The sequence below is a fragment of the Streptomyces sp. NBC_00258 genome (assembly GCF_036182465.1).
GTDB lineage: Bacteria > Actinomycetota > Actinomycetes > Streptomycetales > Streptomycetaceae > Streptomyces.
This window is the reverse complement of the sequence record NZ_CP108081.1, coordinates 10,895,069-10,917,665: the sequence shown is the minus strand read 5'-3', so window position 1 is coordinate 10,917,665 and position 22,597 is coordinate 10,895,069. Positions and strand designations below refer to the sequence as shown.

At 70.2% G+C, this 22,597-nt stretch carries 18 protein-coding genes and 1 pseudogene; 10 read left to right on the top strand and 9 right to left on the bottom strand.

From position 1 onward, the window contains the following. The first annotated feature begins 340 nt into the window (after nt 1–340). On the top strand, nt 341–3,145 hold the full coding sequence (locus tag OG718_RS48460; RefSeq protein WP_328847197.1) for a beta-L-arabinofuranosidase domain-containing protein: 2,805 nt from the start codon (nt 341–343) through the stop codon (nt 3,143–3,145). Between the two features lie 77 nt (nt 3,146–3,222). Then, nucleotides 3,223–3,768 carry a GNAT family N-acetyltransferase gene (locus tag OG718_RS48455; RefSeq protein WP_328847196.1) on the top strand — a complete coding sequence of 182 codons (546 nt, stop codon included), beginning with the start codon at nt 3,223–3,225 and terminating at the stop codon, nt 3,766–3,768. Nucleotides 3,769–3,777: 9 nt separating this feature from the next. On the opposite strand, the gene OG718_RS48450 is transcribed toward OG718_RS48455, so the two are convergent. Both OG718_RS48450 and OG718_RS48445 read right to left on the bottom strand, forming a co-directional pair. Continuing rightward, complete coding sequence (locus OG718_RS48450; protein ID WP_328847195.1) at nt 3,778–5,436, bottom strand: amidohydrolase; 1,659 nt, start codon at nt 5,434–5,436, stop codon at nt 3,778–3,780. A 27-nt stretch (nt 5,437–5,463) separates the two neighbouring features. Further along, complete coding sequence (locus tag OG718_RS48445; protein ID WP_306941926.1) at nt 5,464–6,978, bottom strand: APC family permease; 1,515 nt, start codon at nt 6,976–6,978, stop codon at nt 5,464–5,466. Between the two features lie 168 nt (nt 6,979–7,146). On the opposite strand from OG718_RS48445, the gene OG718_RS48440 reads away from it, so the two are divergent. Both OG718_RS48440 and OG718_RS48435 read left to right on the top strand, forming a co-directional pair. Beyond that, a complete protein-coding gene (locus OG718_RS48440) occupies nt 7,147–7,851 on the top strand; it encodes a TetR/AcrR family transcriptional regulator (RefSeq protein ID WP_328847194.1) in 705 nt (234 codons plus the stop codon). An 88-nt stretch (nt 7,852–7,939) separates the two neighbouring features. After that, a complete protein-coding gene (locus OG718_RS48435) occupies nt 7,940–8,890 on the top strand; it encodes a TauD/TfdA dioxygenase family protein (RefSeq protein WP_143642559.1) in 951 nt (316 codons plus the stop codon). Nucleotides 8,891–8,924: 34 nt separating this feature from the next. On the opposite strand, the gene OG718_RS48430 is transcribed toward OG718_RS48435, so the two are convergent. Beyond that, the gene (locus OG718_RS48430; RefSeq protein ID WP_143642560.1) at nt 8,925–9,731 is read right to left on the bottom strand and encodes an SDR family NAD(P)-dependent oxidoreductase; all 807 of its coding nucleotides are present in this window, start codon (nt 9,729–9,731) and stop codon (nt 8,925–8,927) included. A gap of 57 nt (nt 9,732–9,788) precedes the next feature. Beyond that, entirely contained in the window at nt 9,789–10,091 is a 303-nt protein-coding gene (locus OG718_RS48425; RefSeq protein ID WP_143642561.1) for an SCO4225 family membrane protein, read from the bottom strand. A gap of 189 nt (nt 10,092–10,280) precedes the next feature. Here OG718_RS48425 and OG718_RS48420 point away from each other — a divergent pair, with 189 nt between their 5' ends. Next, complete coding sequence (locus OG718_RS48420; RefSeq protein ID WP_260695667.1) at nt 10,281–10,466, top strand: hypothetical protein; 186 nt, start codon at nt 10,281–10,283, stop codon at nt 10,464–10,466. Between the two features lie 66 nt (nt 10,467–10,532). Here the strand turns inward: OG718_RS48420 and OG718_RS48415 are convergent, their stop codons facing one another. Together OG718_RS48415 and OG718_RS48410 are read right to left on the bottom strand one after the other, a co-directional pair. Further along, entirely contained in the window at nt 10,533–11,150 is a 618-nt protein-coding gene (locus OG718_RS48415; protein WP_328847193.1) for a dihydrofolate reductase family protein, read from the bottom strand. A 109-nt stretch (nt 11,151–11,259) separates the two neighbouring features. Then, entirely contained in the window at nt 11,260–11,904 is a 645-nt protein-coding gene (locus tag OG718_RS48410) for a DUF6629 family protein (protein ID WP_328847192.1), read from the bottom strand. Nucleotides 11,905–12,068: 164 nt separating this feature from the next. On the opposite strand from OG718_RS48410, the gene OG718_RS48405 reads away from it, so the two are divergent. Beyond that, nucleotides 12,069–13,817, top strand: coding sequence for an acyltransferase (locus OG718_RS48405; protein WP_328847191.1), 1,749 nt, complete (start codon nt 12,069–12,071; stop codon nt 13,815–13,817). Here the strand turns inward: OG718_RS48405 and OG718_RS48400 are convergent. After that, a complete protein-coding gene (locus OG718_RS48400) occupies nt 13,787–14,701 on the bottom strand; it encodes an endonuclease/exonuclease/phosphatase family protein (protein ID WP_328847190.1) in 915 nt (304 codons plus the stop codon). The genes OG718_RS48405 and OG718_RS48400 overlap by 31 nt on opposite strands. Nucleotides 14,702–14,788: 87 nt before the next feature. Beyond that, nucleotides 14,789–16,522, bottom strand: a complete 1,734-nt coding sequence (locus OG718_RS48395) for a phospholipid carrier-dependent glycosyltransferase (RefSeq protein WP_443055290.1) — start codon at nt 16,520–16,522, stop codon at nt 14,789–14,791. Between the two features lie 185 nt (nt 16,523–16,707). On the opposite strand from OG718_RS48395, the gene OG718_RS48390 reads away from it, so the two are divergent. Continuing rightward, entirely contained in the window at nt 16,708–17,502 is a 795-nt protein-coding gene (locus tag OG718_RS48390; protein WP_143642566.1) for an NPP1 family protein, read from the top strand. A 19-nt stretch (nt 17,503–17,521) separates the two neighbouring features. Here the strand turns inward: OG718_RS48390 and OG718_RS48385 are convergent, their stop codons facing one another. Then, complete coding sequence (locus OG718_RS48385) at nt 17,522–18,406, bottom strand: alpha/beta fold hydrolase (RefSeq protein WP_328847189.1); 885 nt, start codon at nt 18,404–18,406, stop codon at nt 17,522–17,524. Between the two features lie 467 nt (nt 18,407–18,873). Between OG718_RS48385 and OG718_RS48380 the strand changes: the two are divergent. The 3 genes and pseudogenes from OG718_RS48380 to OG718_RS48370 form a co-directional block, all read left to right on the top strand. Next, a pseudogene (locus OG718_RS48380) lies at nt 18,874–19,701 on the top strand (ThuA domain-containing protein); the annotation flags it as partial. A 149-nt stretch (nt 19,702–19,850) separates the two neighbouring features. After that, nucleotides 19,851–21,755: an AMP-dependent synthetase/ligase gene (locus OG718_RS48375; protein ID WP_143642569.1), complete on the top strand. Its 1,905-nt coding sequence runs from the start codon at nt 19,851–19,853 to the stop codon at nt 21,753–21,755. 62 nt (nt 21,756–21,817) lie between these two features. Then, a complete protein-coding gene (locus OG718_RS48370) occupies nt 21,818–22,420 on the top strand; it encodes a hypothetical protein (RefSeq protein WP_306941906.1) in 603 nt (200 codons plus the stop codon). Nucleotides 22,421–22,597 lie beyond the last annotated feature (177 nt).

Below are 22,597 nucleotides of genomic sequence, written 5' to 3'. Positions count from 1 at the left end.
CCGGGGGCGCGGCAACCCAGCACACACGAACGGTCGACATATCGAACATTGCACGGGTTGTCGAACCGATGGGACGCCGAAGCTAGGCCCGCACCACACGGAAGTCAACGGATCGTCACCACTGGATTTCCACCAGCCGCACACGACTCGGGGGGCTACAGCCGCGACAGGCACCCTCGCGTGAAATTAACCGGAGCCGAACGCGCCGGAAGCGTTGACGTGCACCCACCCCAAATCTATGTTTTGGTCGAACTTCCGCACACCGTACGGTATTTCGAACATCTCGGACCTCCGCACACCCGTCGCCCGGTCCCGACCCCCGCGCAGAGACGAGGAACGAATGGCCCCCGCCATCCCCAGACGGAGACTCCTCCAGGCCGCACTGTTCGCCACGGCGACCCCGGCGTTCTCGTATGCCGCAGGAGGCGGTTCGGCCGCGGCGGCCACGCTGCCCGCGCCCTCCTCCTGGACGCTCCGGCCGTTCGAGCTCAAGGACGTGAAGATCGGCCAGGGCGTCTTCGCCGCCAAGCGCCAGCTGATGCTCGACCACGGCCGCGGTTACGACGTGAACCGGCTGCTCCAGGTGTTCCGCGCCAACGCCGGGCTCTCCACCGGCGGCGCGGTCGCCCCCGGTGGCTGGGAGGGCCTGGACGGTGAGGCCAACGGCAATCTCCGCGGCCACTACACCGGGCACTTCCTGACCATGCTGTCCCAGGCGTACGCGAGCACCGGCGACCAGGCCTACGCCGAGAAGATCCGCACCATGATCGGCGCTCTCACCGACGTGCGCGCGGCCCTGCGCAAGGACCCGGCGGTGCTCAGCGTCACCGGGAAGTTCGGCACCGCCGCCGAGAACGTGCGCGGCTCCTACCAGTACGTCAACCTGCCGGCCGCCGTGCTCGACAGCTCCGCGACGATCACCCTGTCGGCGTGGGTGAAGCCCACCCACGACGCCAACTGGACCCGGGTCTTCGACTTCGGCAACAACAACACCCGGTACATGTATCTGGCCGCCCGCAACGCGAGCGGCGTACCGCGCTTCGCCATCACGACCAACGGGCCCGGCGGCGAACAGGCACTCAACGGCACCGCCGCGCTGCCGCTGAACCAGTGGAGCCACCTGGCCGTGACGATCTCCGGCTCCACCGGCACCCTCTACGTCAACGGCACCTCCGTCGCCCAGAACACGTCGATGACGCTCAACCCGTCGTCCCTGGGCGCCCTCACGAACAACTGGCTCGGCCGCTCGAACTTCGACGACCCGGTGTTCGCGGGCGTCTACGACGAGTTCAACGTCTGGTCACGGGCGCTGACCGCGGCCGAGATCACGTCGCTGCAGAGCAATCGCGCCGCCGCCTCCTCTGCGGGCCGCGGCACCCTGGCCTCGTACACCTTCGACGAGACCACGGGCGGCACCTTCGCCGACGCCTCGGGCCGTGGGCTGACCGCCGCCCTGCGCCGGACCTGGGGCGGGCCGAGCCACGCCGGGTTCCTCGCCGCCTATCCGGAGACGCAGTTCATCGACCTGGAGTCGCGGACCAGCCCGGACTACACCAAGGTGTGGGCGCCCTACTACACCGCGCACAAGATCCTCAAGGGCCTGCTGGACGCGTACCTCGCCACGGACGACGCGCGGGCGCTCGACCTCGCGTCCGGGATGTGCGACTGGATGTACTCCCGGCTGTCCAAGCTGCCCGAAGCCACCCTGCAGCGGATGTGGGGCATCTTCTCCAGCGGGGAGTTCGGCGGCATCGTCGAGACGATCGTCGACCTGTACACGATCACCGGCAAGGCCGACCATCTCGCGCTGGCCAGGCTGTTCGACCTCGACCAGCTCATCGACGCCTGCGCCGCGAACACCGACACGCTCGACGGACTGCACGCCAACCAGCACATCCCCATCTTCACCGGCCTGATCCGGCTGTACGACGCGACGGGCGAGACCCGGTACCTCACCGCGGCGAAGAACTTCTGGGGCATGGTCGTGCCCCACCGCATGTACGGCATCGGCGGGACCAGCACGGCCGAGTTCTGGAAGGCGCGCGGTGTCATCGCGGGGACGATCAGCGACACCACCGCCGAGTCGTGCTGTGCGTACAACCTGCTCAAGCTCAGCCGGATGCTGTTCTTCCACGAGCAGGACCCGAAGTACATGGACTACTACGAGCGGGCCCTCTACAACCAGGTCCTCGGCTCCAAGCAGGACAAGGCCGACGCCGAGAAGCCGCTCGTCACCTACTTCATAGGCCTGACGCCCGGTCATGTCCGGGACTACACCCCCAAGCAGGGCACCACCTGCTGCGAGGGCACGGGCATGGAGAGCGCCACCAAGTACCAGGACTCGGTGTACTTCAAGAAGGCCGACGGGAGCGCGCTGTACGTCAACCTCTACAGCCCGACCACCCTGACCTGGTCCGAGAAGGGCGTCACGGTCACGCAGACCACGGACTACCCGAGGGAGCAGGGTTCCACCCTCACCTTCGGCGGCAGCAGCGCGGCTTTCGAGCTGCGGCTGCGCGTGCCGTCCTGGGCGACGAGCGGCTTCCGGGTGACGGTCAACGGCAGCGCGGTGAGCGGGACTCCGGTCGCCGGTAGCTACTTCGCCGTCTCACGGACCTGGCGCAGCGGTGACGTCGTGAAGGTCGCCATCCCCTTCCGGGCCCGGGCCGAGAAGGCCCTCGACGACTCGGGGCTGCAGACCCTGTTCTACGGCCCGGTCAACCTGGTCGCCCACAACGCCGGTACGAGCTACCTGCAGTTCGGGCTCTACCGCAACGCCGCGCTCTCCGGCGACCTGCTGCCGAGCCTCTCCCCCGTGTCCGGCAAGCCGCTCCACTACACGCTGAACGGCACGGAGTTCGCCCCGTTCTCCGAGGGCACCGAGGACCCGACCCACGCCTATTTCAGGCGCTCCGAGCCCAAGGTGGTCTTCGGCACGACCGACTCCGGTGTCACCAACCCGGCCAGGGCCGACGGCACCACGTTCCTGGACGAGATCTGGGCAGGCGCCCCCTTCGGCACCAAGGCCGCCCTGGTCTCGCGCGTGCAGAGCACGGTGAACTCCTGGGTGTCGGCGGGCCTTCTCGGCCAGGCCGACGGCCAGAAGGTGGTGACCACGGCGCAGAACGCCTCGTACGTGTCCTGATTCCCCGGCCGTTCACGGCCCGACGTCCCGGGCGCCGCGGAACCGAGTGCGTATCGCGGTCGTGGGACGATCGGGCCATGCTGCTGGAGACCCCCAGGCTCGTACTGCGCCGGTTCCGTGCCGAGGACGCGGCGCCGCTGGCCGCGTACCGGTCCGATCCGCTGGTGGCCCGTTACCAGGGCTGGACGGCACCGGTTCCGCTGGACTCGGCGGTCAGGATGGTGCGAGGGCTGGCCACGGGGTCTCCCGAGGAACCGGGATGGTTCCAGTACGCGATCGAGCTCAAGGCCGACCGCTGTCTGGTGGGGGACATCGGGGTCTGCCTGCACGAGAACCGCATGCAGGCGGAGCTCGGCTTCACCCTGGCCGGCGACCGGCAGGGGCACGGCTACGCCACGGAGGCCGTACGAGCTGTCCTCGGCGATCTCTTCGAACGCCGAGGGCTGCACCGGGTCTCCGCCGAGTGCGACGCGCGCAACGACCGCTCGGCCCGGCTGCTGCGACGGGTCGGCTTTCTCCAGGAGGGCCTTCTCCGCCAGGCCAGTTGGATCAAGGACGAGTGGACGGACGACCTGCTGTTCGGCCTGCTGGCCTCGGACTGGCAGTCGTCCGAGGGGCTCTAGTCCGGTCTGTCATGCGTCGGTTGCCGCGTACACCCGTTGGCCGTCGACGAACGTCTGGAGCACCCGCGTGGCGGCGATCTCCTCCGGCGGTCCGGCGAAGGGGTCGCGGTCCAGGATCACGAGGTCGGCGAGTCTGCCGACGGTGATACTGCCGGTGGTGTCGTCGAGGTGGTTGGCGTGGGCGCTGCCCGCGGTGTAGGCGGCGACGGCGGCGCCGAGGTCGATCTTCTGGTCCGGCAGGAAGGCAGGGGTGCCCTCGGGCGCGTCGGGGGCGACACGGTTGACGGCGACGTGGAGGGCCGCCAGGGGGTCGGGGCTGCTGACCGGCCAGTCGCTACCGGCGGCGAGGGTGGTTCCGGCACGCAGGAGGTCGCCGAACGGGTACTGCCAGGCGGCCCGTTCGGGGCCGAGGAACGGGATGGTGAGCTCGTCCATCTGCGGTTCGTGGGCGGCCCACAACGCCTGGAGGTTGGCGGTCGCGCCCAGTGCGCGGAAGCGGGGTATGTCCTCCGGGTGGACCACCTGGAGGTGGGCGAGGTGGTGGCGGGTGTCGCGCCATCCGTTGGCCGCGCGGGCCGCCTCCACGGCGTCCAGCGCCTCACGCACCGCGCGGTCGCCGAGCGCGTGGAAGTGGACCTGGAAGCCGAGCGCGTCGAGTTCGGTGACGTACTTCGTCAGCTCGTCCGGTTCGACGAAGCTGATGCCGGAGTTGTCGGAGGCACAGCCGCAGCCGGTGAGATACGGGCCCAGCAGGGCGGCCGTGTGGTTCTCGGCGATGCCGTCCTGCATGACCTTCACGCTGGTGGCCCGGAACCGGCCCCGGCTCGACTCCTCCCTGCGGGCTGCGAGTTCGGGAATCTGTTCTCCGCCCCGGCTCCGGTCCCACCACAGCGCGCCGACGACCCGTGCGGTGAGCAGGCCGCGGTCGACTGCCTCGTGATAGGCGGGCGTGGGATCGGTCATGTTGGCGAACTCTCCGACGATGGCGTCCTGCCAGGCGGTGACCCCGTACGAGTGCAGCACCGACTGGGCCCGCAGCAGCGCGGCGAGTTGCTCCTCGGGCGTGCGGTCGGGCATCAGGCGGGACACCAGGTGGGCCGCGCCTTCCTGGAGCATGCCGGTGGGGTTGCCGTCGGCGTCCCGCTCGATGCGACCGTCGGCCGGGTCGGGGGTGCGGGCGTCGATGCCGGCCCGTTCCAGGGCACGGGAGTTGACCCAGGCGCCGTGGTGGTCGCGGTTGGGCAGGAACACCGGCCGGTCGGGGACGACCGTGTCGAGCAGGGCGGCGGTGGGCGTGCCGCCGGGGAAGGCCTCCATGGACCAGCCGCCCCCGGTGATCCACTCGGCGTCCGGATGCTCGTCGGCGTAGGCCTTCACCCGGCGCAGATACTCCTGCGGGTCGACGGTGTCGTTCAGGTGGCACAGGCCCAGTTCGGTGCCCGCGCCCTGGGGGTGGACGTGGGCGTCCTGGAAGCCGGGCAGCAGCAGCCGTCCGGCGAGGTCGACGACCTCGGTACCGGTGCCGATCAGCTCGTGGACCTCGTCGTGGCCGACGGCGACGATCCGCCCGCCGCGCACGGCCACGGCGGTGGCCCGGCTGCGCGCGGCGTCGACGGTGTGGACGGGTCCGCCGGTGAGGACGAGGTCGGCGGCCTGGGGGTGGGACATGGGTTCAACGCTCCAGAGGAGAGGGGGTCAGACGGCGGTGCGGTCCATCGGGAGGGCGAGCGCGTCGGCGTCGGTGCCGCGCCCGGTGGTGAAGTACGGCGAGCGGCGGGCGTACTTGGCGACGGCCGCCATGACGAGGCCGCTCAGCACGATGGTGACGGGCAGCGAGAGCATGAACCAGCCGTTGTCGGGGCTGAGTTCGATGTGGTCCGTCATGGTCAGGTACGAGTATCCGAGGTAGCCGCCGAGGCCGAGCAGGACCAGTCCGGAGGCGGCCGGGACGCCGACGGCCAGCAATGCCTCACGGGGCCCGTCGTGGCGGGCGGCGCGGAAGCGGACGGCACAGGCGAGCGCGGTGAGGCCGTAGTAGAGGGCGACGACGAGGCCGATGGCGTTGACGGCGGCCAGCAGCATGTCGCTCAGCTTGGGGATGGCCATGGCGAGCAGGGCGATGGCGGCGGCGATCGACATGACGACGACGGTTCCGGCGGCGGGCGTGCCGTACTTGGGGTGGATACGGGTCCACACCGGTCCCATCGTGCGGTCGCGGCCCATCGCGAGCAGTCCGCGGGCGGTGGGGATGACGGAGGACTGGACGGAGGCGACCGCCGAGAACATCAGGGCGAGCAGCGGGAGGCTGGCCCAGGGTTCGGCGGCGAGCTTGGCGCCGAGGTACGGCAGGGCCTGCGGGCCGTTCTCGATGAGTTCGGGCAGGCTCATCTCCCGCTGGAAGGCGACCGAGGCGAAGATGAAGAGCCCGAGCATGGCGAACAGGGCGATGAACCCGCCGCGTGCCGAGTCGCCGGGGCTCCTGGTCTCCTCGGTGACGCTGAACGCCGCGTCCCAGCCCCAGAAGAAGAACACCGCGAGGACCATGCCCTGCGCGAAGGCCGTACCGCTGGAGATCTCGAAGGGGTTGAACCACGCCCAGGAGAAGTCCTGGTGGCCGGTGACCAGGGCCCAGGTGCAGAAGACCAGCAGGACGGCGTACTCGAAGACCAGAAGGCCGAACTGGAGCCGGGTGGCGCTGCGCACCCCGGTGATCGCGAGGACGGTGACGGCGGCGAGGACCACGAGGCCGACGACGGTGCTCACGGCGGTGGACGTCGGGTCGAGGGCGATCCCGGCGAGGGAGTCCAGGCCGGCCTTGTTGGCGAAGATCAGCACGACCGAGCCGGTCACCGCGCTGGTGTAGGCGAGGAAGATGATCGAGCCGACGAGGGTGACCCAGCCGGCCAGGAAGCCGGGCCAGGGGCCGAGGGACTTGCCGACCCAGGTGTAGCCGTTGCCGCAGTTGGGTTCCGAGCGGTTGAGGCGGGCGAAGGCCGTGGCGATGCCGAGGACGGGCAGGAACGCCAGGAGCAGCAGGGCCGGGGCCTGGAGCCCGACGATCGTGCCGATGGCGCCCATGCCGATGGCGATGCTGGTGGTGGCCGCCGTGCTGGAGGCGGCGATGGCGACACCGTCGACGACGCCGAGTGAGCGGCGCAGTTCGGCGGGCGGGCGGTCCGGGGCGGACTTGCCGGGAGCGAGGGAGGACATCAGGGCTCCTCACGAGGAGGGAGAGGGACGGGGAGGAAGAGCCGTGTGGGGATGCGAAGGATGGAACAACGGCCGCACACCTTGCGTCAATGCTGTTGACATAAGGCGGGGGTGAGCCGTTCACTGAGCCCGCAGAGACCCGTCGACCGTGCGAAGGGATCCGCCCTCATGCCCACCCGCGCCCCGCAGGAACGCCGACGCCGTCGCCCCACCGCCTCGGGCGTCGTGCTGTCCAAGGAACTCATCACCGAGACCGCGCTGCGGCTGATCGGCGAGCACGGTCCGGAGGCACTGAGCGTGCGCCGCCTCGGCGCGGCCCTCGGCTGCGACCCGAGCGCGCTCTACCGCTACTTCCGCAACACCGACGACCTGCTGCTGGCCGTCTCCGACCGGATCATCGGGGATGCCATGACCGGCTTCGCCCCGGGTCCCGACTGGGTCGCCTCGCTGCGCGAGATGGCGATGCGGGTACGTGCCGGATACCTCGCCCATCCGCGGGCGGCCGCCATGGCCTCGTACCGCATCACTCGTCGTGAGCACGAGTTCCGTGCCGTGGAGACCGGCGTGGGTCTGCTTCTGTCAGCGGGATTCCCGCCCGCCCAGGCCGTCCGTCTCTACCTGGCCTTCATCGACACCGTGCTCGGTCACGCGGCACTGGACGCCGCGTGTCTTGCACTCCCCCGGGAGCAACGAGAGGCCGACGAGAGGGCGTGGACGGAGGCCTACCAGTCGGTCGACCCGGAGTCCTATCCCGCGCTGAGCACGGTGCGGGGCGAACTGCACTCCATGGCCGAGAGCTCTTTCGAACCGGCCGTGGACCTGCTGCTCGACGCGCTGGCGGCCCGGGCCCCGGCCCTTCGCGCGCGGACGTGAGCCGCGCCCCCGAGGCGCACTGTCGCACTCCGGACGGAGGGGTCATGCTTGCCGCGACGAGTCGGAACGAGCGATCGACGGAGCCCGTATGACGACGGACAGGGACACACAGATCGAGGTGAAGCCGGTCGCGGGACACATCGGCGCCGAGATCACGGGCGTCGACCTGGCCGGAGAACTGGACGACGCGGTGGTCGCCGGGATCCGGGCGGCGGTGCTGCGCTGGAAGGTGGTGTTCTTCCGGGAGCAGCGCCTGGACCACACCTCGCATGTCGCCTTCGCCCGGCGGTTCGGCACACCGGTCCGCCTCGGGAAACGCGGCAGCGCGTCACCCCCGGACTTCCCGGAGGTCGAGACGACGGCCGACCGGCTGGAACTCGGCGGACGCTACGGCATGGACCACGACGAGTGGCTGCGCAGGCGCCGACACTCGCTGCTGCGCGGCTGGCACTGCGACCACGGCGCCCGCGTCGATCCGCCGGCCGCGACCATCCTGCGCGCGGAGGACGTGCCCCCGTACGGCGGCGACACCACCTGGTCCAACCTGGCGGCCGCGTACGCCGGGCTCTCGGCGCCCCTGCGCGACTTCGTCGACGGGCTGCGCGCGGAGCACCGGCTCGGGGTCGGTTATCAGCCACGACCCGGTGACGACGCGTACGTACGGCATCTGCTGGACCGGCAGATCGCCTCCGACCATCCGCTGGTGCGGGTGCACCCGGAGACGGGTGAGCGTGTGCTGTTCGTCAACGGCTACTACGTCGAGCAGATCCTGGGTCTTTCCCGCATGGAGAGCGCCCCGCTGCTGGAGATGCTCCTCGGCCAGGCGACCCGGCCCGAGTACACCGTGCGGTTCCGCTGGGAGCCGGGGAGTGTGGCCTTCTGGGACAACAGGGCCACCATCCACCTGGCTCCCAGCGACACGGCCCACCTCGATCACCCCCGGGTCATGCACCGGGTGATGCTCGCGGGCGAGGTCCCGGTCGGCGTGGACGGCAAACCGTCGGCGCCGATCGCGGGAAGCGAACCTCAGCGCTGGTGATTACGGCGAGGCGGGCCGGGCAGATCCGTGGGGCTCAGCCGGCCTTGGCCTGTGCCGAGATACCGCCGTCCACCGGCATCGCCACACCGGTGACGAACGACGAGCGGCCACTGCACAGCCACGCCGCCGCCTCCGCGATCTCCCGGGGCGACGCCATGCGCTTCTGGATCTGCGGGGCGATGAACGCCTGCTCCAGGTCCGGGAACTGCCGCACCGCCTCGTCGATCATCTCGCTGCGCGTCGTACCGACGACAAGCGCGTTGACGCGGATGCCCTGGTCCCCGTACTCGGACGCCGCCGCGCGGGTGATCCCCAGGATGGCGTGCTTGGACGCGACGTACGGGACGGACGCTCCGGTCGCGTAACGGCCCGCCGTACTGCTGGTGTTGACGATGGAACCGCCCTTGCCCGACGCGAGCATCACGGGCAGCTGATGCTTCATGCAGTTCCACACGCCCCGGACGTTGACGTCCATCGTGCGGTCGTACACCTCGTCGTCGGTCTCGTGCAGGAGGGTTCCGACCGTGGCGTAACCCGCGTTGTTGAAGGCGGAGTCGAGACCGCCGAAGTGTTCCACCGCCGCCTCGACCGCGCGGCGGACGTCGGCCGCGACGGCGACATCGCCCGGAACCGCGAGCGCCCGCCCGCCGATCGCGCCGATCTCCTCCACGAGCTTGTTCAACCGCTCCGCGCGGCGTGCCGTCAGGACGACCGCCGCGCCCTCCTCCGCGAACAGACGTGCCGCGGCCTCGCCGATACCGCTGGACGCACCCGTGATCATGACCACCTGGCCTGCGAGCAGGCCCTGGTGGCTCCCCTGTGTGATCTCTTGTCCGGTCATCGGGCGAGCATACGCATCACGGCGTCGGCCGCAGCAGGGGCGAATCGGCCCCTCCGGTCAGCCCTTCCGGCTGCTGAGCCGCCGCCAGACGATGTCGATGAGCCACGCGTTGGCCATGGCGGAAGCGCCGAGTACGGCGTACAGCCAGGCCGTCGATCCATCCGGTACCGCCAGGATCAACAGGCTGGTCGGGGCCGTGAAGAGGATCGGGATCACCGCGGCGAAGGAGGCGTCCTCCTGAGGCTGTGACGACACCACGGCCAGCCAGACGATCAGCGCGGCGGACACCGCGAGATACAGACGAGCGGGCCAGGTGCCGAAAGGAGCGCCCAACGTCTGGCCCCCGGTGACTGAACTCATCGTCTTGCTCCCTCGTACGGGAGGCTCCGGCCGCTCCGGCGCCCCACTGCGTCCAGTCTCTTCGGGTGGGTTCGCTGGGGCATGAGTTCACCTACTCAGGACGGCGGGACACGTACTCACCCGCGCGACCGGGGCGGGCGCGGGTGTCCCTGTTGCGCCATGTCCCACCTGTGCCACCGGAATCGAGTGATGCTCTGGTTCCGCGAGGCCCAGTACGTGGCGACGCCGTCGGGCAGCAACAGTTCGGCGGCGGCTACCCAACTGGGCCTGAGCCGCCGCCCGGTGCAGCGTGACGTCCAGCGCATGATGGAGCTCCCGGCGTGGGCGACCCGAATGCAACCGGCCTGGCAGGCCGCGCACCGAGGATGGCTGTGACCGGGACGGCTGCTCGGGCTGTGGGGCGAGACCGCCCCTCCTGCCGGTGATCCGCCGGACAGGGACCTACGCGCCGGAGTCGAAGGTCCCGTACTGGGGCAGGCCCGTCGTCTCGTAGATCTGGGACGTCACTCCGCTCGGTGTCGTCTCGCTGTGCAGGAGCCGCAGCCCGGACGGCGCGCCGTTCTCCGGGAACAGCCGGCGGCCGCCGCCCACGACCACCGGCGCGATCATCAGACGCACCTCGTCGACCAGCCCGGCGGCCAGCAGGGACGCGCCCAGACGAGCGCTGCCGTGGATCTGCAGCTCGCGGCCGGGCTGCCGCTTCAACTCGGCGACCTGGGCCGGCACATCTCCCGAGAGGATGGTGGTCGGATCCCAGTCGGCCGTGGTCAGGCTGTGCGAGGCCACGTACTTCGGCAGGCCGTTGAGCTTGGTGCCGATCGGATCGTCCGGGTCGTTCATCTTCGGCCAGTCCCGCGCGAAGTTGACGTAGGTACGGCGCCCGAACAGGAACGCGTCCGCCTCGTCGAGCCAGCCCGTGACGATCCGCATGAACGCGTCGTCCAGGTGCGGTACGAGCCAGCCTCCCCTCGTGAAGCCCTCGCTGGTGTCCTCCTCCGGGGACCCGGGGCCCTGCGCCACGCCGTCCAGCGACAGGAACTCCTGCAGAATCAGTCTCACGATGCACTGCCCTTCCTCGGTTCGAGGCGCTCACCGCCTCCAGCCAGTACCGACCGCGCGCCGCGCCGAAACTCATCGGTTCATGACAAGCCGCTGCCACGGGTCGCCGTCACCGTTCGGCCGACACACGGGGAACGCCCGGTGACGCGGACCGCCCGCGCACCCAGCCGTACATCACCACCGAGCACACCGCCGCGAACGCGCACCACGTCGAGACGAACTCCAGCTCCCACAGCGCCCAGCAGACCACCGCGCCGACGGCGACCAGGACGCCCAGCAGCACAAGCATCCGGTCGCCGGAGAGCAGCAGGGAGCCGACCGTGGCCAACAGATAGCCGGCCACGAGGAGTTCGGCCTGCGGCAGATCGATGACGTATCCGACGGTGTGGCCACGGATATCGGCGGTCACGGAGTGGGTGGCGAGGTTGTACGAGAGGGTCGCCGCGGTGGCGAGCCCGGCGGCGAGCGGGATCACCAGCCGGTGGCGGGCACCCGGCGGCGTCGCGCACAGCACGGCCACCGGTACCCACAGCGCCAGCAGCGGAAGTGCCATCGCCGCCCAGGCCACGGTGGCGGGCCCCGTGCCTCCCCCGGAGCGCCAGACCAGGGACTCGACCACCTGGTGGGCCCCGAGCAGCAACGGCAGCCCGGCCAGCGGAAGGTCACCGACCCTGCTGGTCCGCGCCACGCAGGCGACTCCGACGGCGGCGATGCCGCAGCCCGCCACGAGATCGGCCGTCGCGCTCCAGCACATCACGCCACCAGGTGTTTCGTCTCACGGGTCCGGCCTTGCGGTGGCCACCGTACGGCCCGGCCCGCCGACGCCCGCGCTGACACGACCGTCATGCCCCTGACCGGCAGCAGGACCGGTGGCAGTGGGATTGCCGGTACAGCAAGCGCTCTCTAGACTCGCGTGCGATGAACTCGGAAAGCTCGGTGGACGACTCCTACTTCGACTACTGCCCCTGGGACTTCGTCCGTCGCGCGTCCGACGAGCAGCGCGCCGCACAGGCAGCGCTTCAGAGGCGACTGGCCGCCGGCGGGGCGAGCTTCGGCCCGTCCTGCTACGTCTCCTCCGCCGCCGGGGTGTTCACCGACGTCCTGCGTCTGGGCGAGAACTCCTACATCGCCGGGCACGCGTACGTCACCGGCGAAGTGACGGCCGGCGCCGACTGCACGGTCAATCCGTACGCCACCGTGCGGGGCCGCATCACCCTCGGGGACGGTGTGCGGATCGGTGCCCACAGCTCCCTGCTCGGCTTCAACCACGGATTCGCGCCCGACCGGCCCGTGCACCGGCAGCCCCTCACCAGCAAGGGCATCACGGTCGGCGACGACGTGTGGATCGGTTCGAACGTCGTCGTCCTCGACGGTGTGACGATCGGCGACCACTGTGTGGTGGGTGCGGGCGCCGTCGTGACCAAGGATCTGCCGCCGTGGACGGTCGCCGCCGGGAACCCGGCCCGCCCGCTGCGCGACCGCCGCGGTCACGGGTCCACCTCCGCCGGAAGCCCGGTGACGGCAGGCGGCCCGGGGGACGCCGTCGCCCGGTTCGCGGACCGGGCCCGGGGTCAGGCCGCCGACCTCCTCGCCCGCGGCTGGAACGCGGACACCGGCCGCTACAGCGACCGGCCCGGAGCGCCCGAGACCGTCCGCGCGCACTGCGACGCCGTCGAGATCGCCGATCTCCTCCTGCGCTCACATCCGCCGCAACTGGCCGCCGCCGAACACGCCGAGCGGCTGCGCGCCCTGCAGGACCCCGGCAGCGGACTCGTGCCCGAACTCGCCCCGGACGGCAGTCCTGGTGTGCTGCCCGGCCCGGCGTCGGACGGCTGGATCGACGACGGAACCGCGGAGTACCACGTGCTGTCCGTGGGCTACGCGCTCGACCTGCTGGGCTCCCGATTCGCCCACCCGGTCCACGTCGTACGGCGCATGACGGCCGATCGGCTCGTCGCGCGCCTGGACTCGCTGCCGTGGCGGACCCGGGCGTGGTCGGCCGGTGCGTGGGTGGACTGCTGGGCGACCGGCGCACACCGGAACCTGGAACTGGGTGCCGAAGCGGGCGCGCCCGGCGCGTTGGAGGCACTGTTCGGCTGGCTGGGCACCCGGGGGGATCCCTGGACGGGGATGTGGGGCGAGGCGGTCTCGCCCGCCGCGGGCCGGCTGCAACTGGTCAATGGCTACTACCGGCTGACGCGGGGCTCGTTCGCGCAGTTCGGGCTGCAAGTGCCGTATCCGGAACGCGTGGTGGACACCGTGCTGGACCACGGTGTCGATCCGCGCTGGTTCGCCGCGGGCCGTCAGAACGCGTGCAACGTGCTGGACGTGGCGCACCCGTTGTGGCTCGCCGGGCAGCAGACCCGCCACCGCGCGGCAGAGGCCCGGGCCTGGGCAGAGGAACAGCTGACCCAGGCGCTGGAACGGTGGCGGGACGGGGCCGGTTTCGGGTTCGGCCCGCCCGGCGAGGGCGGTTCGGGTCCCGGCCGGGACCCGGGTCTCCAGGGCACCGAGATGTGGCTGGCGATCATCTGGCTGCTGGCCGATCTGGCGGGTGTGGCGGACCGGCTGGGCTACCGGCCGCGCGGCGTCCACCGCCCGGAAGCCGCGCACTCGCCCGCGCCGCGGATCCCCGCTCAGCCGATTCCCATCGACAACTCGCTGTAGTAGAAGTCGTGGTCCGAGTGGGCGGTCGGGCGGGTGCCGGTGTCGGCCCAGCGGGCGGCGCCCCGATCTCCCCACACGAACAGGTAGTCGAGCTTGCGGCCGTCCTCGTAGGTCGGAAAGGCGTACGGCGGCCCGGACTCGCGAGGGCCGCCCGCCTCGACGCCGTCGTACATGCCGTCCAACTCCGGTGCGTCGGGCGGGGCGTTCAGGTCACCGGCAATGACGACCGGCCCGTCCTCACCCAGCGTTCGCGTGCCGTCCGGTTTCCAGCCGTTGCGGATGAACGCGGTCTGGGCGTCCCGTTCACCGTCCTTCGTGACGCCGACGCTCAAGTGTGTGCTGCACGCGGTGACTTGGCGCGCCGAGGAACCCTGGTGTCCGGCAGCGCGCACGACGGCGCAGATGATGCCCCGCTCCCCGCCCCTGTTGTCCGGGTTCGGCAGCAGGGCCGGTGGCAGGATCTTCGTGGCCGAGTGGAACAGGATGGCGTTGCCGTACGGCTGGCCGTCGGCGCAGTCCGTACCGGTGTCGATGAAGGCGCTGCGCAGGCCCAACTCCCGGGCGAACCGCTCGCCTTGAGCCTTGCAGACTTCCTGGAGGCCGATGAAGAGCCAGCGGTCCATGCCGCCGCGCCTGAGGTTCCTGATGGCGTCGGCTTCTTCCTCTATCCATTCGCCGGCGTCGCCTCGATGGCCGATGTTTCCGTAGATGTTGAAGGTGCCGACATAGTGGCCCGGGGTGACGTTCGGTCGGGCGGCCACTTCGGGTGCGGCGGCCGCGTCGGGGGCGGCACCGCTCCCCGCGGGCAGTGCCACCAGAACGCACAACAGGGCCAGCACAATTGCCCTGGCCCCGCCGCGTCTCCTCGTACGACGCGTTGTCATGACATCGAAGATACCGTCGTAACCTGTGACCCGGTTGGACCACCGTGCCAGATGTGAATGGCGCAGTCCCCCATGGCAGTTGGGTGCTCAGCGCCGCCGGTAGAGCGTGATCGAGTGGCCGACCTCGTCGAACGGTGTGCTGGTGTCGAGCAGTGCGGCCAGCCGCCCGTCGGCCTTGGCCGCCGAGGAGTTGGACACGACGAGCAACCCGTGCACCTCGCCCAGCGGAGCCTTCAGCGGGTTGGCCTCGTTGATTCCGTAGTACGAGGGCACGCCCGCGCCCTTGTAGACGAGCCACACCCGTTCGCCCGGGTGGTCGCGCTGGAGGCGGTCGGCGAGGCGGCCGAGGTCCTGGCCCCAGTCGACGTTCGAGTCGTGCAGACGCAGATGGGTCTTCGACGGCCCGCCGAACGCCTCGTTGGAGTACGGCAGATAGTACGGAAACGTCCGCAGTGAACTGACGGCCACGAAGCACACCAGCGCTGCCGTCGCGCCGTACACCCACCGGCGGCGCAGGAGCGTGACACCGGCGGCCGCGACCGCCGCGAACATCGGTACGAAGATCGCGTACCGGACGCCGAGGTCGCGTGCGCCGTTCATGGACACGGCCAGCAGCAGGCCCGCGGGGACGAGCACGTACGGTGCCGCGGGCCGCAGCCGACGCAGCGCGAGGACCGCGACGGCGCCGGCGGTCCACAGGACGAGCATGCCGAGCGGTGTCTTCACCAGCAGCGCGGCCGGCAGGTAGTACCAGAGCGAGCCCTCGTACAGCCTGCCGAACAGGAAGCCCTGCCAGATGTCGTACTCGAAGCCGAACTGGATGCGCATGCCGTCCCGGTACGCCTCCGGGAACGGCAGCCACGCGGCGACCCGGCCGCGCATCCCGCGGATGTCCGGCACGTTCTCGGGCTGCGTCCAGCGCAGCCGTGGGTCGACGACCAGGTAGGTGGCCCACACGACGGCGACCGCCACGAGCGCCATGCCGACGGCGACCGCCGCACCGTACGCGAGGATCCGCATCCGTTCGCGTGCCCCGAGCCCGGGTGTCCCGCGGGCGTACCAGAACGACAGGACGGCCAGCAGCATCAGGACCGGTACCACCGCCAGCATGCTCATCTTCGTTGCCACGGCCGCGCCCAGCGCCACCCCGGCGAGCGGGAGGCAGAGGTACGGCCGTTGCCGCGCGCGCCACAGCAGCCAGACAGAGGTGAGCAGGAAGCCGGCCGCGGGGACGTCGAGCGTGGCCAGCGATCCGTTCGCGATGACGTCCGGCGAGAACGCGTACAGGGCGAGGGCCGGCAACCCGCCCGCCGGGCCGGTGAGATCGCGGGCGAACGCGAGGACGACGAGCCCGAACAGCAGCGTCAGCACGATCACCGGGAGCCGTGCCCACAGCAGGAGCCGCTCCGGGTCGTTGCCCGACTCGTACAGGACACTGCGCCCCAGGGCCGACTGGCTGCCGACGAAGCCGGAGTCGAGGTGCGCGTCGGTGAACACCAGCCCGGAGGCGATGATCAGCTTGCCCAGGGGCGGGTGTTCGGGGTTGTAACGGAGGCTGTGCTCCTTGAGGTAGACCTCGGCCGTGGCCACGTACACGGGCTCGTCGATGGTCGGGGTCTGTTCGACGGCCGTGGTGACCATCGCGACCGCCATCTGGGCGAGGAGCGCGAGCACGGCCAGCACGTACAGCGAACGCCGGTGCCGCAGAAAGCGCTTGAGTCCCTCGGATCGGCCTGGCCACCGGCCCGTTGCCTTCGGTGCGGGCAGGTCGGGCGCGGTGTGCTCGTCACCGTCGAGCCCGGTGATCCGCGGCGCGCTCATGGGGCCCACCTTCCCATCAACCCCACCCTCCGTGGCGCTCTTTGCCGACGCGGGGCCCAAGTGTTGGGCGGTCCTTAACCAATGTGACGCCTGCGACCTCTTGGCACGCGAGTGAAAAGCCGGGACTCTGAACTGCACATGTCACAAAGGGCGTTGGCCTGCACAGGGCCGATCAGGAGGACACTTTGAACGGCAGACCCGCATCGAAGCTTTCCGGATCCCGGCGTCTGCGCCGGAGGTCACTCGGCGTCCTCGCGGGCGCCGCCGCTCTGGTCCTCGCTTTCCCGTCCACCGCCCTGGCGGCCCCGCCCGGCGCACTGCCCGCCAACGCCGACGGACTGGACCAGACGTTCCAGCCCGCCTACGACTACGACACCGACGGCTGCTACTCGACGCCCGCGATCGGCCCCAACGGCACCGTCAACGGCGGCCTCAACCCGAGCGGCGCCCTCAACGGCCAGTGCCGCGACGCCTCGGACCTCGACAACACCAACGGTTACTCGCGCTCCAAGTGCAACAACGGCTGGTGCGCGATCGTGTACGCCCTCTACTTCGAGAAGGACCAGGCCCTGGCCGGCAGCAGCATCGGCGGACACCGACACGACTGGGAGCACGTCGTGGTCTGGGTGCAGAACAACGAGGCCCAGTACGTCTCGACCTCCAACCACGGCTCGTTCACGGTCCACAACCGTTCCGCGATCCGCTGGGACGGGACGCACCCGAAGATCGTCTACCACAAGGACGGGATCAGCACGCACTGCTTCCGTGCCGCGACCTCGGGCGACGAGCCGCCGGAGAACCACAAGGGGACCTGGCAGTACCCGCCGCTGGTCGGCTGGAACGGCTATCCCGCCGGTGTGCGCGACACGCTGACGGCGTACAACTTCGGCAGCGCCACGCTCGGTATCAAGGACAGCACGTTCAACTCGCACCTGTCCTCGGCCAAGCCGTCCGGGATCGCGTTCGACCCCAACGCCTGACCCATCGCCTGACCTGACGTCACGCGGAAGGCCCGCCCCCGTCGCCCGGGGACGGCGGCCTCTCGGCCCTGCCGGGACCGTCGCCGTCGGGGCGGGCCGGCAGGACCCGGGCGGCGAAACCGACGACGTCCTGGACGACCCGTTCGGGCTCCTCCCAGTACAGAAGGTGCCCGGCGCCCTCGTACACGACGAGGGTCGAGCCGTGGACCGCGTCGAGGATCCGCTGCTGGTCCGCGCGCGGCAGCACGCTGTCCGCGTCGCCCCAGAGCACGAGCGTGGGTACGAGGATTCCCCTCAGCGTCGCGGCGAGGTCGGCCTCCAGCAGGCCGCGCATGGTCTCCTGCCACACCCGTGCGGGCACCTTGAGGTTCTCCTCGGCCATCGTCGCCATGAGTCCGCGGCCCAGCGGCCGGGACGTGAGGTCGCCGAGCAGGTCCTCCACGAAGGCGCGCGGCACGGGGTCCTCGAGGGCCTGGACCCTCTCCCACAGAGCCGTGACGGCGGGCTTGTCGGCGAGCGTCGCGGGGACTCCCGCCAGGACGAGGCCCGCGACCCGGTCGGGATGGCTGCCGGCGACCGTCCGTGCGGCCACCCCGCCGCTCGAGACCCCGACCAGCACGGCCCGGCCGATGCCGGCCGCGTCGAGGAATTCCACCAGGTCGTTCGCGAAGTCCTCCGGCCGGTAGCCGTCGGCGGGCCGTTCGGCGTCGCCGTGGCCCCGCTGCGTGGGTGCGTATCCGTGCACCGCGGCGGGGAGCTGCCGGAGCAGCGGCTCGAACGTCCACCAGGAGTCCGCGAGGCCGTGCACGAAGACGACGGGAAGGCCCTCCGGATAGCCCGCCTCGGCATACGGGAGGACGAGCCCGCCCCGCAACCGGGCCGACTTCACCGCGATCGTGCTCACGGCGGCCCTCCTGACGTCGGTCGGCCCCCTCGCACGCGGCCCGCTGGGGCGGCGCCACGATCTCCTTCATCGTAGTGACGGGCACGGCGGACCGCCCGTCCACGGGAGAACGGTCCGCCCCTCTCCCGACGGCTTCCCGGTTGCTGCCCGGCGGCTCCCCAGGCGGGTCCTCCCGGGGCAGCGCCTTCAACTCCTTGCGGGCTTCGAGCGATTTCTTGCTGCCTTTGCTTCAGATCTTGACGAGCTTGGTTCAGACCTTTAGGTTCACCGATCGCCAAGGTTCCACGCATGCGCTCAGCGTTCACATTGATGAACAGCGATTCCCCAACCCCCCACACTCGCACAGGAGAATCCGTGCTCAGATCGCCGAGATCACCCGGCCGTCGGATACCCGCGCTCCTCGCCACCCACGCCAACCACCCGTGACCGTGAACAGGCCCGTGATCGTGAACAGGAAGGAACGTTCCATGCTCGGAATCAGATCCTCCGGTCCGGTGCGCGTCGCACTGCGGGTCCTCGTACTGCTGGCCACGCTGCTGGGCCTCGCCGCGCCTCCCGCCCAGGCGGCTTCCACGGCCGCGGCCCCGTTCAAGGTGCTCGCCCTCTACAGCGGTACGTGGGACGCCGCGCACATCAGCTTCGTGCGCGAGGCCAACCAGTGGTTCCCCGCCCGGGCCGCCGAGAACGGCTTCACCTACACGTCGAGCACCGACTGGAACCTCCTGGCCAACGGGGGCGTGAACGCGTACAAGGTCGTGCTGTTCCTCGACGAACTGCCGCAGACCACCAATCAGCGGGCGGGCTTCGAGCGGTACATGCGCGGGGGCGGCGGCTGGCTGGGCTTCCACGTCTCGGCGTTCACGACCGAGGCGCAGAAGTGGCCCTGGTACCACCAGCAGTTCCTCGGCAGCGGGAACTTCAGGTCCAACACCTGGGGTCCCACGACCGCCGTCCTGCGGACCGAGGACCGCACGCACGCCTCGACCAGGAACCTGCCCGCCACCTTCACCTCGTCGGTCAGCGAGTGGTACAGCTGGTCCAACGACCTGCGACGGAATCCGGACATCAAGATCCTTGCCTCGGTCGACGCAAGCAGCTTCCCGCTGGGCACGGACCCCAACCAGACCTGGTACAGCGGGTACTACCCGATCCTGTGGACGAACGCGAAGTACCGCATGCTCTATGCGAACTTCGGCCACAACGCGATGGACTACGCGTCCAACACCCCGCTGTCGTCCACGTTCGCGAGTGCGACCCAGAACCGCTTCCTGCTCGACGGGCTGAAGTGGCTCGGCACCACCTGAACCACTCTTCCCTGAAAGGACATCAAGCCAGGCGTTCGACGGTTCGTGCTACGCCCATCGCCGCCGTGGGCTAGATTTCGAACGCCTCGATTCCGGACTCCATCGGAGGGGCGCTCTGCGCGGGATTACTGGAGCGGCACATGCACCCCTTGGAAGTTGTCAGACCGGCTCCGCCATTGATGCAGGGAGGGCTCGCGGACAGTCTCTTCGAGACGGCGGAACGCGATCCCACCCTGTCTCAGCTGGCCCGCCGTTCGGACGCCGCTCCGGGGGCCTGGGAACCGGTGGCCGCGGTCGAGCTGCGGGACGAAGTCGTGGACGTGGCCCGGGGCTTCATCGCGGCCGGGATCTTCCCGGGCCACCGCGTGGCCGTCATGGCGCGCACCCGCTACGAGTGGACCGTGCTCAGCTACGCGCTCTGGTCGGTGGGCGCCGAGATCGTGCCGATCTATCCGACGTCGTCCCACGAGCAGGTGGGCTGGATCCTCAAGGACGCCGGCTGCGTCGCGGTCGTGGTGGAGGACGAGCAGGGCATCATGACGGTCGGCTCCGTGTGCGCCTCGCTGCCGACCCTGCAGCACGTCTGGCAGCTGGACTCCGGAGCCCTCACCGACCTCATGGAGCAAGGCCGGTCGGTGCCTGTCACCACCGTCGAGTCGATGCGCCGGATCGTGCTGCCCGACTCGACCGCGGTCATCGCCTACACCTCGGGTACGACGGGACCCCCCAAGGGATGCGCCCTGAGCCATCGCAGCCTGGCGAGTTCCTGCGACACCCTGCTGGCAGGCTGGGGCCACACGGTGGCGCCCCCCGGGCAGCAGCCGGCCATCCTCGCCTTCCTTCCGTTCTCGCACGTGTACGGCCTCATGATCCAGGGGCTGTGCATGCGCGGCGGGATGCTGATGGGACATGTGCCCGATCTGCGCGCGGAGACGCTGTCCGCGGCCCTGCTGTCCTTCCGCCCCACGTTCCTCTACGCCGTGCCGTCCGTCTTCGAGAAGATCTACAAGAACTTCCTGCGCAAGGCTCAGGAGGCGGGCCGCGGTGCCCTGTTCGAGCGCGCGGTCCGCACGGCGCGGGACTTCGCCGCGGCCTCGGAGCGGCACCGGCTTGGAACGGGTCCGGGCCCCGGTTTCGATCTGCGACTTCAACACGCCCTCTACGAGAAGACGGTGTACCGAAAACTGCGTTCGGCGCTGGGCGGCAGAGTCTGCGGCGCGGTGTCGGGCGGCTCGCCCCTCAACCGTGAACTCGCCCTCTTCTACTCGGGAATCGGGATTTTCGTCCACGACGGATACGGACTGACGGAAACCAGCGGAGGAATTACGGCCCAGCCGGTGGGCCGGGAGAAATTCGGAACCGTCGGACGCCCCCTGCCCGACATGGAGGTCCACGTCGCCGAAGACGGGGAGATCCTGGTGCGGGGACCCTCTGTCTTCCAGGGCTACATCAACGACGAGGCGAGCACCCGGGCCGCGCTGTTCAACGGCTGGCTGGCCACCGGCGACATCGGCCGGATCGACAGCGAGGGCTATCTGAGCATCACCGGGCGCAAGAAGGACATCGTCATCACGAGCAGCGGCAAGAGCGTGGCTCCCGCGGCTCTCGAGGAGCGTCTGCGAGTCCATCCGCTCATCCATCAGGCGGTCGTCGTGGGCGACAACCAGCCCTGTGTGGGAGCGCTGATCACCCTCGATCCGGACTTCCTGGCGCACTGGCGCTCGGTCCTCGCCATACCGGGCGAGGTGCACGACCGTGAGATGCGTGAGGAGAACGCCCTGCGCGATGAGGTCAAGCGCGCCGTCGCGGCGGCCAACAGCACCGTGTCGCGCTCGGAGTCGATCCGCGTGTACCGCGTGCTCTCCGAACCGTTCGACCTCGCAAACGGCATGCTCACCCCCTCGATGAAGCTGCGCAGGGACGCCATCGCGCAGCGCTACGCCGCCGAGATCGAGGCCATGTACCAGTCGTCCTCGCGAGTCCCCCGTAATCTCTCGACCGTTGATCCCTACACCTGGGACGACGCGGACAATGTCTTCAGGTGAGCCGTCGTGTTCACCTGGGCCATTCGTACGACGCCTGACGTGGTCAGGTCCGGGAGACAGACATGCGACGAGTACACGGAGTCCGGCTGCCGGCGTTTGCCGGGGTGACGGCACTGCTGGGGGCCATCGTGGCCTGTGGGAGCACGGAAGCGGGGGCCGGGGACGCCTCGCCCGGCCCTGACAGCGCCCAGGCCTCCCCCACCTCCCGCCCCTCGCCGACGCACGCTCGCTTCGTCGAGGAGATCGAGTGGGCCGACGGGCGCCGCGTGGGCATGTACTACGCCTCCAAGCGCGGGCTCATGGAGCAGCACCAGGACACCGCGGGCGGGGCGTGGAGCAAGCCCCGGCTGGTCCACGCGACCAAGTCCGATCCGTGCCAGAGCATCACGCTCAAGGCGTTCGACGGTACGGTCGCGGCCATCGCGAACTGGGGTCCCTACTGCTCCGACGGTGAACCGCCGATGGAGTCGATCGCCGCGGTCGGCACCGAGAACCTGTCGACGTGGGACACGAAACTCACCAAGGAGTTCGACGGCTGGGAGAAGGTCGAGGCGTCGGGCGACAACGAGCACCTGACCTTCGGCCGCAACTCGACCGAATGGCTGACCCGGCTGCGCTGGAGCCGGACGGACGGCTTCGGCGAGGTGGAGGACATCCGCCGGTAGGCCCACGGGGCCACGGGGCCACGGGGCCACGGGGCCACGGGGCCACGGGGCCACGGGCGAACGTCTCGCCGCCCCGGCCGGCTCTCCTCAGGAATTTGCGTCGTGCACGCTTCTTGACGCCTCTTGATCGAGAGACTTACTTTCGCAGCGATTAAAACGATTCAACCGGCAGGCCCC